General features: G+C 45.0%; 9 protein-coding genes. 4 read left to right on the forward strand and 5 right to left on the reverse strand.

Annotated features, from left to right (window positions below; all coding sequences use genetic code 11):
- The first annotated feature begins 234 nt into the window (after positions 1 to 234).
- The 3 genes from F4V61_RS18065 (at position 235) to F4V61_RS18075 (ending at position 4,409) form a co-directional block, all read left to right on the forward strand.
- Positions 235 to 861, forward strand: a complete 627-nt coding sequence (locus F4V61_RS18065; RefSeq protein WP_000873051.1) for a hypothetical protein — start codon at positions 235 to 237, stop codon at positions 859 to 861.
- Between the two features lie 181 nt (positions 862 to 1,042).
- Positions 1,043 to 2,317 (forward strand): HlyD family secretion protein, encoded by a 1,275-nt coding sequence (locus tag F4V61_RS18070; RefSeq protein ID WP_000488564.1) that lies wholly within the window; start codon positions 1,043 to 1,045, stop codon positions 2,315 to 2,317.
- Entirely contained in the window at positions 2,310 to 4,409 is a 2,100-nt protein-coding gene (locus F4V61_RS18075; protein WP_079828369.1) for a peptidase domain-containing ABC transporter, read from the forward strand. Before F4V61_RS18070 ends, F4V61_RS18075 begins: the two co-directional genes overlap by 8 nt.
- Before the next feature lie 203 nt (positions 4,410 to 4,612).
- On the opposite strand, the gene F4V61_RS18080 is transcribed toward F4V61_RS18075, so the two are convergent.
- The 5 genes from F4V61_RS18080 to fdhD all read right to left on the reverse strand — a co-directional run bounded on the left by F4V61_RS18080 (position 4,613) and on the right by fdhD (position 12,828).
- Complete coding sequence (locus tag F4V61_RS18080; protein WP_058346052.1) at positions 4,613 to 5,497, reverse strand: helix-turn-helix transcriptional regulator; 885 nt, start codon at positions 5,495 to 5,497, stop codon at positions 4,613 to 4,615.
- Between the two features lie 96 nt (positions 5,498 to 5,593).
- Complete coding sequence (locus F4V61_RS22520; protein ID WP_000760439.1) at positions 5,594 to 6,082, reverse strand: hypothetical protein; 489 nt, start codon at positions 6,080 to 6,082, stop codon at positions 5,594 to 5,596.
- A 16-nt stretch (positions 6,083 to 6,098) separates the two neighbouring features.
- Complete coding sequence (locus F4V61_RS18090) at positions 6,099 to 6,926, reverse strand: OmpA family protein (RefSeq protein ID WP_080161164.1); 828 nt, start codon at positions 6,924 to 6,926, stop codon at positions 6,099 to 6,101.
- Positions 6,927 to 6,990: 64 nt separating this feature from the next.
- A complete protein-coding gene (locus F4V61_RS18095) occupies positions 6,991 to 11,103 on the reverse strand; it encodes a YadA-like family protein (RefSeq protein ID WP_058819895.1) in 4,113 nt (1,370 codons plus the stop codon).
- 888 nt (positions 11,104 to 11,991) lie between these two features.
- Positions 11,992 to 12,828 carry a formate dehydrogenase accessory sulfurtransferase FdhD gene (gene fdhD, locus F4V61_RS18100; protein ID WP_038397281.1) on the reverse strand — a complete coding sequence of 279 codons (837 nt, stop codon included), beginning with the start codon at positions 12,826 to 12,828 and terminating at the stop codon, positions 11,992 to 11,994.
- Positions 12,829 to 13,021: 193 nt separating this feature from the next.
- Here fdhD and fdnG point away from each other — a divergent pair, with 193 nt between their 5' ends.
- Positions 13,022 to 16,072 (forward strand): formate dehydrogenase-N subunit alpha, encoded by a 3,051-nt coding sequence (gene fdnG / locus F4V61_RS18105; RefSeq protein ID WP_077946856.1) that lies wholly within the window; start codon positions 13,022 to 13,024, stop codon positions 16,070 to 16,072.
- Positions 16,073 to 16,076 lie beyond the last annotated feature (4 nt).

Here is a 16,076-nt window from a genome sequence, read left to right on the forward strand (position 1 = left end):
TTAAACAGATAAATCCTAAATACCCATTCATATTGTAAAAGTATTATTCGGATTGTTGTAGTGAATCCCACTAGCGTTGGGGCATAAATGGTTAACCTGCTTATCATGTGTGATGCGGGTCATTGTTAATCATTCAGTGACTCACCGGGTAGCGACCGGCACTGCAACTCTACTTACAGGTAGATTGAAGATGACCTCTTCTCTTTAATCTTTCTCAGAGCGAATATGGAACCGATGAAATACGAGCTAACCAATATTACTCAGTACTATAATGGTGTCGCCTTGCGTCGCATTCGCGCACTACGTGATAGTGAATTATCCGGATTTAAAAGGGGTGACATTGGTGGATGGATACAAACAACCGATAATCTCTCTCAGGAAGGAGAATGTTGGATTCATCATGATGCCCGCGTCCTGGGAAATGCCCGAGTTACTGGCGATTGCCGTATTTCAGACTACGCAGAAATAAGTGGAAATGCCAGAGTTTCTGGCTTTAGTTTAATTGAGCATTGTGCAGTAGTTACTGATAATGCTGTGTTGGAAGGTGTTGTCAGACTTTCTGGCTACAGCCGAGTTTTTGGCCATGCACACATTTGCTGTGGCGAGGATGGTCCGCAAATATTATCCGACGTTTGGATAAATTTCGATATTGATTATGACACAAACTACGCCATTTTTGTTGATGGTCGCGATGCCGGCCTGATAATCGCCGTTTCACAAAACGGTTCAATATGTGTGGCTGGTAACTGGGATTTTGACGGATTTTTTGGCGATCTTCCTGCGTTTAAGCAATGGGCTCAGAAGCACAGTAAGGCGGCAGTAAGATTGTTACCAGGCATCAGCTATTGGTTATCTCAGTAGTCTCTGAAATATACCTTAATATATTTTTCTCGTTGACATAGAGTGATAATCTTATCTAATGAAGATATATTTCATTTCACCCATTTCGTTAAGCACTACGCAGTCCGTTTTCCTGTTATCCACCCCATATTATAGTAGGGTGCCTTATTAATGATGAATTAAGACTAAGGCATATAACACTATGTTCCGTAAGGAAGCTCTGGAAAGCCGAAAAATGATATGGCATGGGAAGGCATTGCTACTCCCGGGAATACCTCCCATTATAGTAATATTTTTTTGTCTGTTTTTTTTATCCTTCTTTTTATATTTTGTTATTACGAAGGACTATACGCGTCGTGTTACCGTAAGTGGAGAGGTAACGACATGGCCGCGTCCCGTCAATATCTATTCCGATGTGCAGGGATTTGTTGTTGACCGCTTTGTTACGGAAGGGCAGGTCGTAAAAAAGAATACACCGCTATATCAAATTGATGTCAGTAAAAGTACTCGAAATGGCGTGGTCAGCAGCAGACATCATGCAGATATCACGACCCAGATCCGTCAGGTGGATAATATTATCTCAGGGCTAAAGGACAGCAAAAAAGCCACACTGGATGCTCTGGAAAAACAGAAAATACAGTATATCCAGGCGCTTCAAAGTTCGTCCGATATCATTCGTCATGCCGAAGAAGGTATCCGAATCATGAAGAAAAATATGGATAATTATCGCCAGTACCAGTCCCGAGGCTTGATTACGAAAGATCAGTTGACGAATCAGGAAACAATTTATTATCAGCAACAGAGCAACCTCCTGGGACTGAATAGCCAGAATGAACAGAATGCATTACAGTTAACCAGCCTTGAAAGTCAGATACGAATTCAGGCTGCAGAATTCGATAACCGGATTTATCAGATGATATTGCAGCGTTATGAATTACAGAAAGAACTGATCAATACAGATATTGAGAGTGCTGTCATTATTCGTGCGTTATCTGATGGAAAAATAGATTCACTGAGTGTGAGTACAGGGCAGATGGTCAGCGCTGGCGACAGTCTGGCTCAGATTTTACCTGATACCGTCAGACACTACTATCTGGTGCTCTGGGTGCCAAATACTGCTGTACCTTATATAACCACTGGCGATAGGGTTAATATTCGTTATGAAGCATTCCCTGCAGAAAAATTCGGACAGTTTCCGGGAGTTATTCAGTCTATATCACGTGCACCCGCAACCCCACAGGAAATGCGCACATACCAGGGCGCCCCCCAGAATACATCTTCTCTCTCCGTACCCTATTACAAAGTCATCACTCGACTGGACAGGCAAAGTATCACTTATGGCGGTAAATCGCGCCCACTGGAAAACGGAATGAAGGCGCAGGTAACGTTGTTTCTCGAAAAACGAAAAATTTGGCAATGGATGTTGTCCCCATTTTACGACATGAAGAACAGTACCACAGGGCCAGTTAATGAATAGCGAAATATTAAAAAAGTACATTTCCCGGTTAGAAATCAGCTTGTTCAGACGTGTACCTGTTATCCATCAGACAGAATCGTCAGAATGTGGGATTGCATGCCTTGCAATGGTTTTCGGTCACTATGGAAAGAGTATCGATCTGTTTTCCCTGCGCCAACAATTCAATATATCTTCCCGCGGGGCAACGCTTTACAGTATTCGTACAATAGCAGTACAGATGGGTATGACTGCGCGGGCATTATCACTGGATCTGAATGAACTTAATGTGCTACGGCGACCCTGTATTCTCCACTGGAACTTTAATCACTTTGTAGTACTGGTGAGTGTGAAGCGTAATGGCTTTGTTCTTCATGATCCTGCCCGGGGGAGAATTATTGTTAGCAAAGCCGAAGCCTCAAAATGTTTCACAGGCATTGCGCTGGAGCTCTGGCCAGGGAGTACATTCAGAAGAGAACGAGTTAAAAAGCGGCTGAATCTGGTTACGCTTATAAATAGTATTCATGGAATAAAAGGTGCGCTGCTAAAAATTTTTGCTCTCTCAATAGTAGTAGAGGCTATTGGATTAATCTTACCAGCAGGAACCCAACTGGTTATGGACCATGCACTTCCAGCCGGAGATCGTGGGCTACTGTCGATGATATGTATTAGCCTTATGTTTTTTATTTTACTGAGGGCCACAGTAAGCACATCACGTGCATGGATCTCATTAATTATGGGAACGCTTGTCAATATACAGTGGCAATCAGGGCTTTTTTCCCATCTTTTACGCCTTCCTCTCTCTTATTTTGAGCGGAGAAAACTTGGCGACATACAGTCCAGATTTGGCTCCCTGAATACATTACGTACCACTTTCACCACCAGTATGGTTGGGGCCATTATGGATGGAATCATGGTTTGCGGACTGCTAATCATGATGTTGCTGTATGGTAAGAGCCTGACCTGGGTAGTGTTTGGGTTCACCTTGGTATATATCGCTATTCGTCTTTTTACCTATACCTATTATCGGCAGCTTTCTGAAGAACAACTGATCATGGAAGCCCGAGTATCTTCATATTTTATGGAAACCCTGTATGGAATTGCTGCTATCAAAATGCAGGGGATGACAGATCGTCGCCATACTCACTGGTTTAATCTGCAAACGGACGCAATTAATACTGGAATTCGCGTTACTAAAATGGATCTTTTTTTTGGCGGGCTCAATATATTTATCAGTGCCTGTGAGCAAACTATAATTCTCTGGCTTGGTATCAGTCTGGTTATGGACAATGAAATGACAATTGGCATGTTCGTAGCCTTTGGTGCGTACCGGATGCAATTTTCAGACAGGATCTCAACTCTGGTGGGATTCCTACTACAGCTCAGGATGATGAGTTTACATAATGAACGTATCTCGGATATTGCTCTAAACGAGCAAGAGTCAGTAAAACCTGATATTCCAGTGTCGGAGAAAATAACGCCAGTATCCCTGGAGGTAAAATCACTTACTTTTCGTTACGATCAACAGTCAATGCCGGTTTTCAGCGAGTTGAATCTTACTGTCTCTCCGGGGGAAAGTGTGGCTATAATAGGGCCTTCAGGCTCGGGTAAGACAACGCTGATGAAAGTATTATGCGGGCTTTTTAAGGCGGACTCAGGACAGGTACTTATTGACGGAAACGATATACAACAGATGGGGGTTAATAACTACAGAAAAATTACCGGTTGTGTAATGCAGGATGACCGACTTTTCTCGGGGACAATCCGCGAAAATATTTGTGGTTTTTCTGAGAATATTGATGATGAGTGGATGGCTGAATGTGCCAAGGCTAGTTTTATTCATGATACAATAATGTCAATGCCGATGGGTTACGACACATTGACGGGAGAATTGGGCGAGGGTCTATCCGGAGGGCAGAAACAGCGGTTATTTATCGCACGAGCTTTATATCGTAAGCCACGTATTTTATTTATGGATGAGGCGACAAGTGCCCTGGATAGTAAAAGTGAAAACTATGTCAATAGCGCGATAAAATCTCTGAACATTACCCGAATAATTATTGCGCACAGAGAGTCAACAATAAAATCAGTAGACCGAGTATTTAGTTTAACTTGAGCTTAAACTGATAAACGGTAATTAATTAGACATAAATACAATATATAATATTCATCTGCCATCGATTCGATTTAAAGTAGAACTTTCCAAGTTTAGTTTTACAACAGATGTTGGTTAGTGAAAGCCCTATAGCCCCCCTAAAAGTAGAATAAAGATAACTTTTAGGGGAAATATCACTTACTACAATCTCATATTATGAGCTACTATTGATTAAGTCTTTCTGATATCTCAAGCATATATTTACTCTGTGCATTATTACGCATCTTTAGAGGGGATAAACCATATTCCTTTTTGAAATAAAACGCAAAAGAGGCATGGCTATTATAGCCACACTGGCGGGCAATTACTGCTACGGGAATATCCGTATTCTCCAGTAACTGTCGTCCTCTGTTCAGTCTTGTTTTTTTCAAAAAATTACATGGTGTAAATCCTGATATCTTCTTGAACTCACTAATAAAAGAGTTAGGGTTCATATTGTATTCTTTTGCCATATCTTTTACACGCCATGGATAATCAGGACTTTTTATCATTTCCAGGATCAGCTTAAAAAACTGATGCCCCGTGTTATTAAAAGGCAATGAAGAATTTGCAACTTTATTAAGATAAATATGTATAAAAAAAAGTGAAATTGGCACTTCCAGAGAAAGAATTGCCTCTGACTTAGTTTTCTGAAGCTTTAGCAACAAGCTGATCATTTCGCTGGCTACAGGTATGACATCAATATGGCCCGAATCCAGCACATATAAGCTATTATAACATCCATAGTACACTATTAAATCTTTATATAACCCTCTGGGGACAACTCTTGTTTGCAATATCTCTGTATCCTGCCCTCCCGTTAAAAAAAAACAATCGCTGCACTTTCTGTTAAGGAAGATAAATTCGCCTGGTGACAATTTTATTGATGGAGGTGCATTAAACATTAATTCAGCCACCCCTTTTTTTATATAAAAAACATCGATATAGCAATCAAGTTCTGACGTCTGTGTATCCTGTGAACATGGAAGTATTATATAGGGGCACGAGCAGTATTCAATAAAATCAATACTTGAATTTGAAGACAAAAAAGCTTGGCGTATTTTTTCCATGAATATCTCTACACATTATTATACGCTAACAATAAGTCTATCTTTAGCTAATAAAAATTAGATTTATCTTAAATGGGCCACTGAGGCCCATATGACTCACTGGTGAGTAATTTTCTTTTGTGTAATCTCTTCGGCCACTTTTATTGTCGTATTTTCATCGCCGACATAAAATGGCAGTTTCTGAGAGGAGTTAATCTTCGAAAGAGAGATCGCTTGCCCATTTAATACCAACAATACATAATCAACTTTCTTACGCAAAGCTTCATTGATTTTTCTTTGCCCTTGCTGATTAGGAATAATATTCAAAAACATTTCTTTCTTGTCATTCTGTCCTAATGACAAAGAGTTAAGTTCACTACGTGTCAAAGCTGTGTCAGAGTCAACGTACCATTTTCTTCCAATGAGTTCAACCTCCGACCATCCATTATGGGCGGACTCACTTAGTGTTAACAACTCAAGTGAAGGGAGTTGATGTTGTACTGGTGCAGTAATAGGAGTTACGACACTCTTTACCGGTTTCTGATGACATGCATTCAATGTAAGTAAAATAATACCAAGACCCACTAAGGATAGATACTTTTTCATATTTTACCTTCTTAAATCACTTTCTATTATTGATGACAGGTGTAACAATTACAGTAACCTTCCTGTCCGGATGTAAACACTCAGTCAACCTTTCGTTTATTAATCCAGGACAACTGGTTTCCGGTACTGCCTCCCCCATACCCTTCGCAAATATTTTATCCTCAGGAAAACCCCTAGATACCAGGTATTTTTTCACATATCCTGCTCGTAAAGCTGAAAGTTTCATATTATGTTGATGAGTACCTTGCCGGTCTGCATAACCATAGACACTGATACTACTATATTTACCCCTTTCTCTAATAGAGGAAATTATTTTATCGAGATTATTTTGTGAATTCTTATCTGACATGTTGAGTTGATACTCATTAAGCCTAAAAAGAATATCAGCATTAAGCGTATATCTGTTTGTCTCTTCTTTTTCATGTAAAATCGGTGGACAAATAATGTTTTCAGAACCAACGCTTCTCCAGTATATACCGGACACTCGCTTATCTGAGTTATAAATAATTTTGAGTTGGCATGTTGTAACTCCGTGATGACCATAACCAGGTGTTCTGAAGTGGAGAAGATAATCCCATTCCAGAACAGAAAAAAGACCTTCATCAAAATGAGGGCGTCCTAATAGTAAATACACCTGATCCTTCGTCACTCCTTTATCAAGCAGAGTTATATTCTCTGGGGTTGGGAAAACACCCTGCCCTGAACCTAATTTTGCTCTTGCAGGCGCTGGCCAGATAATTTCTTTAATACTACCATCTTTTCCAGGGTGACTCGGATTTTGTTGACAACCGAACAGAGTTATTACTCCAGCCAATATCAATAATTTACCAGCATATATTTTCATTATTTCTCAATCCGAACAAGATATTTAACTTAAGAAGGAGTCGACAAATACCGACTCCTGATTATCAAAACTGGAATCCTATACCTACGGATGCTCCGGTCTGATTTCTTGTCGTTGAGGAAAATGAGCCTTTTAATACCCAGTTTCCATTATCTGAAATGGTAGATAAGCCAATAGCCAGACTGCTCTCTCCCTGAAATGTCCCTCCACTCATGGACATCATGCTTTTGCCTGGAATATATGCCTGGGTTAAACCTGCAGTCGCTATCGCAGCGGCTGCGCCTGCATTGGCTCTGCGTTCAACACGATTAATCTGATTTCCCAGGCTACTAAATGCCTGCTGGAATTGCCCATAATTAACAGCATCTCCAGGACGGGTTGCATTACCTACATTATGAATGGTATTTCCCCCCATATCGACATTTGCGCCATTTGCCACAGACAGTGATTCTGTTGCTGTAACAGACTTAACATTAATTCTCTCATTCAGACTGACACTAAGAGAATTTCCGTTCACTACCGTGCGAATATTTTTATCATCACCTTTGATATTTACTGTCGAGCCCAACCTTGCATCGTAAGGAGTACCACTATCGGCTGCAAATGTAATCGGCCTGGTAACTTCGCCACTCACAAAATCATGAATCTGTCCGCCATTTACTGCATCTTTACTTCCTGCAGCTATTACACCATCAGCCACATTTGTGATTTTCATACCTGCACCGTCTATACCTGTTTTATTCAGCGAAGGTCCATTTACAATACCAATACTTTCTTTTACTTTCACTGAGTCAGACAGATTAAAAGTGACCTGATTATCTTTTTTAGAAAGATGGATATTGCCATCATTATTATTGAGATCAACTGTCTCTTTGGGTTTAACTGCACTTGACTGCTGTCCATTTACGGATAAATTCCATCCTGCGCTGGCGGTTTCAGCAGTACTTCTTACAGAGTCAATGGCATCGTGAATTGTGTTTTTACCTGTGTTACCAATATTACTGGCTACCAGCGCTCCTCCTTGATCAACATAAGCATTACCTCCAATAACATTACCGATAGAGGTTGTAATACGATGAATTTGTCCTCCATTTACAACATCTCTACTCTCTGCAGCAATAATTCCATTACTGACGCCTGTAATTTTCCCGCTATTACTGTCGTTAACGACCACACTTCCAAACACAGGGCTTTCAGCGATTTGAATCGAAATCATTCCGCTAGAAACATCAGTAACAGTTTTAATATTTTTACCACTGTAATCACCTTTTGTTGTAGCCCCACCTTTAAGGACCAGCGTATCCCCTGGTTTTCTCGTAAGATCACCACCTTCATTAGCTGCAAATGTCAATCCCTGCCCAACAATAGATGATAAATTATCCAGCTGCCGTTTGTTTACCGCGTCCGTGTCGTTCACGGCATCGCCCACATTACTGATAACCCTGTTGCCCGCGTTAATACCGCCCGTGGTGACAGAAGGTCCGCCGGTAATATGCAGTCCATCAGTATTAAGCAGTGTATCACCCGTTTTCACGCTCGTAACATCGAGGTTATCTGCCAGCAGGATATCCACCTGCCCGTCTTTCGCCACGGTTCTGATATTTTTATTACTCGCAGCCGCATCTGCGGCCAGCCCACCGCGGATCGTGGTGGTTTCACCCAGATGACGGTTGAATGTCCCGGTATTACCGGCAAAATTCAGCCCACTGTCTATTTGAGCTTTGTTGGCGGCTATATTCTGGCTGTTTGTCGAGACGTTCTTATTGGTCGAGAATAACTGACTGCCGGTTACCGCATCCCTGCTATCTGGTGCCAGTGCCCCATCTGCAAGGCCGCTGATTTTTCCCGAGTCTTTATCAAGCGTAATCGCCCCGATCACGACATTATCAAAGTTTACCTTTCTGGAGGTGGCAATATTCAGTGTCTTACCAGCACGGGTTACCTCAATATTATCACCCTGGGTAACGTTCACGGTGTCCCCGGGCGCAACCGTCTCGGTATCCCCACCATTGGCCTGTATATTCCAGCCCCTGCTGACGGTGGTGGACAGATTATCCAGCTGCCGTTTGTTTACCGCGTCCGTGTCGTTCACGGCATCGCCCACATTACTGATAACCCTGTTGCCCGCGTTAATACCGCCCGTGGTGACAGAAGGTCCGCCGGTAATATGCAGTCCATCAGTATTAAGCAGTGTATCACCCGTTTTCACGCTCGTAACATCGAGATTATCTGCCAGCAGGATATCCACCTGCCCGTCCTTCGCCACGGTTCTGATATTTTTATTGCTCGCAGCCGCATCTGCGGCCAGGCCGCCGCGGATCGTGGTGGTTTCACCCAGACGACGGTTGAATGTCCCGGTATTACCGGCAAACAGATTGCCTTTTTCCACTTCAGATGTAACCGCAAACAACTGACTTCCATTAATAGCATCTGTGCTGACAGGAGAAAGTCGACCGGCAGCTACATTCGTCAAGGTTCGCTCTTTTCCGGAATCTCCGATACTCACAGTAGATATCGGCGAAGAGCCCGCAAATTTGTGAGACACACCATTAACGCTATAGCCAGGCGTTGCAATGGCAGCCGAAACCGTAGAGTCATTACCAAGTACAACTGAATTATCTACGGCATTATTAACAGCGTTACCCAGTACAAAAGCATTACTGGCAGATATAATATTATTATTCCCAATGGAGTAAGAATTCACACCTGATACGGTACTTGGATCTCCTATTGCACCTGAATTAGTACCACTTACTATATTTCCTGTACCAATACTAATTGTATTATCAGCAGAGGCTTTGGCACCTTTTCCGATGGCTATCGCATTTTGTGCTGAAGACAGAGAATTATATCCTATAGCCAGTGCTGCATTCGCATTTTCACTCACTTTCGCATTATGTCCTACAGCCAGTGCCGAATTCGAATAAACGCCGCTATTTATACCGACAGCTGTACCATAGAGCCCCCCAGTGGTTACTCTTTCAGGGTTGCCATCGCCAGTAAGAGTTATTCCAACAGAAGCTCTGGATCCTAATGCCACGCCATAGTCAGCTACCACCGTTTGACGACCAACAGAAACAGATGCACTGGCTGTTCCCGAAGGGTTGTTTCCCTTGACAACAGAAGCCCCCTGTCCAATAGCGATACCGCCTGCACTAACTGCACCATTGCCGATAGCAATCGTCGTAGCCTCAGAGATTTTGGCCTCTGCCCCTCGACCAATAGCGATTCCATTTGCCGCACTCCTCACCGAGCTACCAATGCCTATGGCATTTATACCGTTATCTGCGGGCAGACCAACAGCCGACAACGTGTCTTTCGTATTTTTTGCATCGCGGCCTATAAGTATTGCTCCTGCCGCATCTGCATGAGCACTATTTCCTAAAGCGAGTGCATCAGAACCTTCAGCACCGGAGTTCATACCTAGTGCTATACTTTGTTCCCCGGTGGCTGATGCCTCCCGTCCCATAGCCAATGCATTATTATTTTTTGCCGATGCATTATTACCAATAGCTGTACTTGAATTACCTGTTGCCTCGGAACGATAGCCTAATGCTATAGAATTATCCTGCAACGCCGAACTTTCTGCACCAACTGCAATTGATTGTCTTCCAGAAGTACTATTCCAGGTCGTTCCGTTTTGAGTTCCTGCACCTGCCGTTGCCGCTGCGCCGATTGAAACAGCACCATCAGACAGAGCCTGAGAGTTAGCACCCAACGATACAGCACCATTGCCAATAGCGGCATTGGCTCTAAAATTTGTGAGATTATTATCCGCACTATTCGAACCAGCGGCTCTCAATATATATCCCTTACCTTTTGCATGGTATGTCCCTGCCGCATCATCTCCTCCAATAGCAACAGAACCCGTTTTTCCGGTAATAGCGTCATTACCAATAACCAGAGAGTTATCTCCTGTCGCCTGAACATTGCTTCCTATAGCAATAGCCTGTTCAATTCCCGTTTTACCAGGAATAATGGCTTTTGGAATAAACGCATTGTTTCCGATCGCCAGACTTTTTACTGCCCCGTTAGTATTGCTAACACTACCACAAAATAAATCACTTTCACTTGTGCCTGTAGTATGACAAGTTACCGGTATATCTGCATAAGCAGAGCTCATACTGATAGTATTTACCACCAGTAAAGCAATGGGTGTTATTTGTATTCCTTTCATTAAAATGGGCTCTCTTAATTACAAGGTTATAATACATTTAAATACATATTAACATTATTTTTTATGATTAGAAATTGAATGTGACAGTACATTTCAACAGCAATAAAAATAATATTGTTTTTTTATAAAAAATGCGGTGTATTTTTATATTTCTTTAATGCAAGAACATTAGATTGTGTAATTAAAGCCATATCTGGAGGAGTGATACAGCAAGGACATTGCATATTTATCTTTTGATAATGAATTACAAAACCGACAACCGCTATATATTAACACCTCAGACAAGACTGAAGTAACAAGCTGATTTGAATCAAAAACCATTTTTTTGAGAAGTGGCAAACATTGCAAAATCTTGATTTAAGTCAAACTTTGTATAAAAAACATAATATATAAAATAATCTCACTAAAATATAATATCTTCATGAAAATATTTTGTTGTTTATCTTGTGTATATACAAAATAAAAGAGTAAAACTCACTCCTTACTATCGAGTGAGTATGTTTCCTTTCTTACATATACTCGGTATATAAATAACATTCTTAACCCGCTATCCTGCAAAGAGGACAGTGGTCAGATAAAATTTTTCAGCAAATAATAAACGCTCAAAAATACCATTCAGACAACCGTCTCTCCGCACAGTCTGACACCACGTCCCACCTGCAACTACAAAGATCCTGACAAGGTCAGGATAGAATGGCTATTGGTGAAAATCAGTAAACCCTCGCAGAAAGTCAGTCAGCTGCTGGATAATATCGATTATTATGGATGCCGCCATTCGGATGAGGCACTGGTTGAAGGATATATTAATCAAATATTCAGTATTTGACTCTGTGTGGGGTCTGTAAATAATAGTGTGTAACTACCACACTATTATTAGGAAGTAATGTTTTATTCCGCGATTAACCGCTGCGGATGGGTATAAACCGTCGCCCTGCCCGGCTTGCAGAACCCTACCAGCGTCAGGTTGCAGCGCTCAGCGACTTCAACGGCAAGCGTAGTAGCCGCAGAAACGGCAAACAGGATCTCCACGCCGCACATCGCCGACTTCTGCACCATCTCATAGCTGGCGCGACTGGAAACCAGTACCGCCCCCCGGCGCCAGCGCTCACCTTCAACGGCGCGACGGCCTAAAAGTTTATCCAGCGCGACATGACGCCCGACATCTTCATGGCCGCCAGCCAGATCGCCAAAGGGCATGACCCATGCAGCAGCATGGGTACAACCGGTCAACTTACCTGTCGGTTGAAAATCATTCAGATGTTTTAACGCGCGATCAAGATTGCCGAGATTAAAGATTTGACTAAAAGGGAGCGGCGACACTGGCTTACCAATGTCATTGAGTTGCTCGACGCCGCAAACACCGCAACCGGTTCTCCCCGCCAGCGCGCGGCGGCGCTCTTTCAGGCCCATAAAGCGGCGGCTGGAAAGTTCGATCTGCACTTCAAGTCCGTTACAGGACGGCACAACATCCATACCAAAAATGTCACGCGGGCTTTCAATGATTCCTTCCGACAGAGAAAACCCCATTGCGAAATGCGTCAGATCTTTTGGAGAAGCCATCATAACGACATGCGAAATGCCGTTATACACCAGTGCAACTGGTACTTCCTCGGCAACATCATCGCGTTGGGGATGCTGCAAATTCTCGCGTTTCCATAGAGTCAACTGGCGTGAGGTTGTGAAATTAGTCACATTTAGGACTTCTTCAGACATTATATTGTTCACTTTCTTTTAACCATATAAGAACACACACACCAACATTATGGTATTCTGTCACAATTCCTCCCGGACGGAGGAAAATTTACCCAATTCTGAACCTTTGCGGCCCGCCCGCAAAGAAAAATAACAACCACTCCCTGAGCGTTTCGGATAGAGAAATGTGAAAGAGAAGTGACAATGTCGAAACAAGGAGCAAACCATGCAGGTCAGCAGAAGGCAGTTCTTTAAGATCTGCGCTGGCGGTATGGCAGGCACCACGGCGGCGGCACTGGGCTTCGCGCCCGGCGCAGCGCTCGCGGAAACACGGCAATATAAACTGCTGCGCACCCGTGAAACCCGTAACACCTGCACCTACTGTTCCGTTGGCTGTGGGCTGTTGATGTACAGCCTCGGCGACGGTGCGAAAAACGCCAAAGCATCTATTTTCCATATCGAAGGGGACCCGGATCATCCGGTAAACCGTGGCGCGCTGTGCCCGAAAGGGGCCGGCCTGGTGGATTTCATCCACTCTGAAAGCCGCCTGAAATTCCCGGAATACCGCGCCCCTGGTTCAGATAAGTGGCAACAGATCAGCTGGGAAGAAGCCTTTGACCGCATCGCTAAATTGATGAAGGAAGATCGCGACGCCAACTACCAGGCGCAGAACGCCGAAGGCGTTACCGTTAACCGCTGGCTCACCACCGGAATGCTGTGCGCTTCCGCATCCAGTAATGAGACAGGTTATTTAACACAAAAATTCTCCCGCGCGCTGGGTATGCTCGCGGTCGACAACCAGGCGCGTGTCTGACACGGACCAACGGTAGCAAGTCTTGCTCCAACATTTGGTCGCGGTGCGATGACCAACCACTGGGTCGACATCAAGAACGCCAACCTCGTCGTGGTGATGGGCGGTAACGCCGCGGAAGCTCACCCGGTTGGGTTCCGCTGGGCGATGGAAGCCAAAATTCACAACGGCGCGAAGCTGATTGTGATCGATCCGCGCTTCACGCGTACCGCGTCGGTGGCCGATTTCTATGCGCCGATACGCTCTGGTACTGACATTGCCTTCTTGTCAGGCGTGATGCTGTATCTGCTGACAAACGAAAAATACAACCGTGAATACACCGAAGCCTACACCAATGCCAGCCTGATCGTGCGTGAAGATTTTGGCTTCGATGATGGTCTATTCACCGGCTATGACGCAGACAAGCGGCAGTACGATAAAACCAGTTGGCACTACGAACTGGACGAAAACGGCTTCGCCAAACGCGATACGACACTGCAACACCCGCGCTGTGTCTGGAACCTGTTGAAACAGCACGTTTCTCGCTACACGCCAGATGTCGTAGAAAATATCTGCGGAACGCCGAAAGCAGACTTCCTGAAAGTGTGTGAGTACATTGCAGAAACAAGCCGCAAAGATAAAACTGCGTCGTTCCTGTACGCACTGGGCTGGACGCAGCACTCCATCGGCGCGCAGAACATCCGCACCATGGCTATGATCCAGCTCCTGCTCGGTAATATGGGGATGGCAGGCGGCGGCGTAAACGCCCTGCGCGGTCACTCCAACATTCAGGGGCTGACCGACTTAGGACTGCTGTCGCAAAGTCTGCCGGGCTACCTGACGCTACCGAGCGAAAAACAGACCGATTTGCAAACCTATCTGGCTGCCAATACGCCGAAGCCGTTGTTGAAGGATCAGGTCAACTACTGGGGCAACTACCCGAAATTCTTCGTCTCGATGATGAAGGCCTTCTTTGGCGATAAAGCGACAGCGGAAAATAGCTGGGGCTTCGACTGGCTGCCGAAGTGGGACAAAGGGTATGACGTATTGCAATACTTCGAGATGATGAAACAGGGCAAGGTCAACGGCTATATCTGCCAGGGCTTTAACCCGGTAGCCTCATTCCCGAATAAAAACAAAGTGATCGCATCGCTTTCCAAACTGAAGTACCTGGTGACTATCGATCCGCTCAACACCGAAACGTCCACCTTCTGGCAAAACCACGGTGAGTCGAACGATGTTGACCCTGCGAAAATCCAGACCGAAGTGTTCCGTCTGCCGTCCACCTGTTTTGCCGAGGAAAATGGTTCCATCGTTAACTCCGGGCGCTGGTTACAGTGGCACTGGAAAGGCGCGGACGCGCCGGGGATTGCCATGACCGATGGTGAAATTCTGGCCGGTATCTTCTTACGCCTGCGTAAAATGTACTCTGAACAGGGCGGCGCCAATCCGGAACAGGTACTGAGTATGACCTGGAATTACACCAAACCATACGAACCCGCCTCTGAAGAAGTGGCGATGGAGAGTAATGGTAAAGCGCTAGCCGATCTTATCGACCCGGCAACCGGCGCAGTGGTGGTGAAAAAAGGCCAACAGCTCAGTTCGTTCGCGCAACTGCGCGATGACGGCACGACATCCAGCGGCTGCTGGATTTTCGCCGGTAGCTGGACGCCGGAAGGCAACATGATGGCGCGTCGTGATAACGCCGACCCGTCTGGTCTCGGCAACACGCTGGGCTGGGCATGGGCATGGCCGCTCAACCGCCGCATCCTGTATAACCGCGCCTCCGCAGATCCGCAGGGCAATCCGTGGGATCCGAAACGTCAGCTCCTGAAATGGGAAGGCGGGAAATGGGCCGGATGGGATATTCCGGACTACAGCGCCGCCGCGCCGGGCAGCGACGTCGGGCCGTTTATCATGCAGCCGGAAGGGATGGGTCGCCTGTTTGCTATCGATAAGATGGCGGAAGGGCCGTTCCCGGAACACTACGAGCCGTTTGAAACGCCGCTGGGCACCAACCCGCTGCACCCGAACGTTATCTCTAACCCTGCCGCCCGTATCTTTAAGGACGATGCCGATGCGCTGGGTAAAGCGGATAAGTTCCCGTATGTCGGAACCACCTACCGTCTGACCGAGCACTTCCACTACTGGACCAAGCACGCGTTGCTTAACGCTATCGCCCAGCCGGAACAGTTTGTGGAAATTGGCGAGAAGCTGGCCAATAAGCTCGGCATCGCGCATGGCGATACCGTGAAGGTCTCCTCGAACCGCGGTTATATTAAAGCCAAAGCGGTAGTGACCAAGCGTATTCGCACGCTGAAAGCGGACGGTAAGGATATCGATACCATCGGTATTCCTATTCACTGGGGCTACGAAGGCGTGGCGAAAAAAGGCTTTATCGCTAATACGTTAACGCCTTTCGTCGGCGATGCGAACACGCAGACGCCGGAGTTTAAATCCTTCCTTGTGAACGTGGAAAAGGTGTAACGGA

This window comes from Salmonella enterica subsp. arizonae, from assembly GCF_008692845.1.
In the GTDB taxonomy this organism is placed as follows: domain Bacteria; phylum Pseudomonadota; class Gammaproteobacteria; order Enterobacterales; family Enterobacteriaceae; genus Salmonella; species Salmonella arizonae.

Coding starts and splice junctions, on each gene's coding strand:
- F4V61_RS18075 (WP_079828369.1), top strand. CDS start 2,310: ATGAATAGCGAAATATTAAAAAAGTACATTTCCCGGTTAGAAATCAGC.
- F4V61_RS22520 (WP_000760439.1), bottom strand. CDS start 6,082: ATGAAAAAGTATCTATCCTTAGTGGGTCTTGGTATTATTTTACTTACA.
- F4V61_RS18070 (WP_000488564.1), top strand. CDS start 1,043: ATGTTCCGTAAGGAAGCTCTGGAAAGCCGAAAAATGATATGGCATGGG.
- F4V61_RS18090 (WP_080161164.1), bottom strand. CDS start 6,926: ATGAAAATATATGCTGGTAAATTATTGATATTGGCTGGAGTAATAACT.
- F4V61_RS18065 (WP_000873051.1), top strand. CDS start 235: ATGAAATACGAGCTAACCAATATTACTCAGTACTATAATGGTGTCGCC.
- F4V61_RS18080 (WP_058346052.1), bottom strand. CDS start 5,497: ATGGAAAAAATACGCCAAGCTTTTTTGTCTTCAAATTCAAGTATTGAT.
- F4V61_RS18095 (WP_058819895.1), bottom strand. CDS start 11,103: ATGAAAGGAATACAAATAACACCCATTGCTTTACTGGTGGTAAATACT.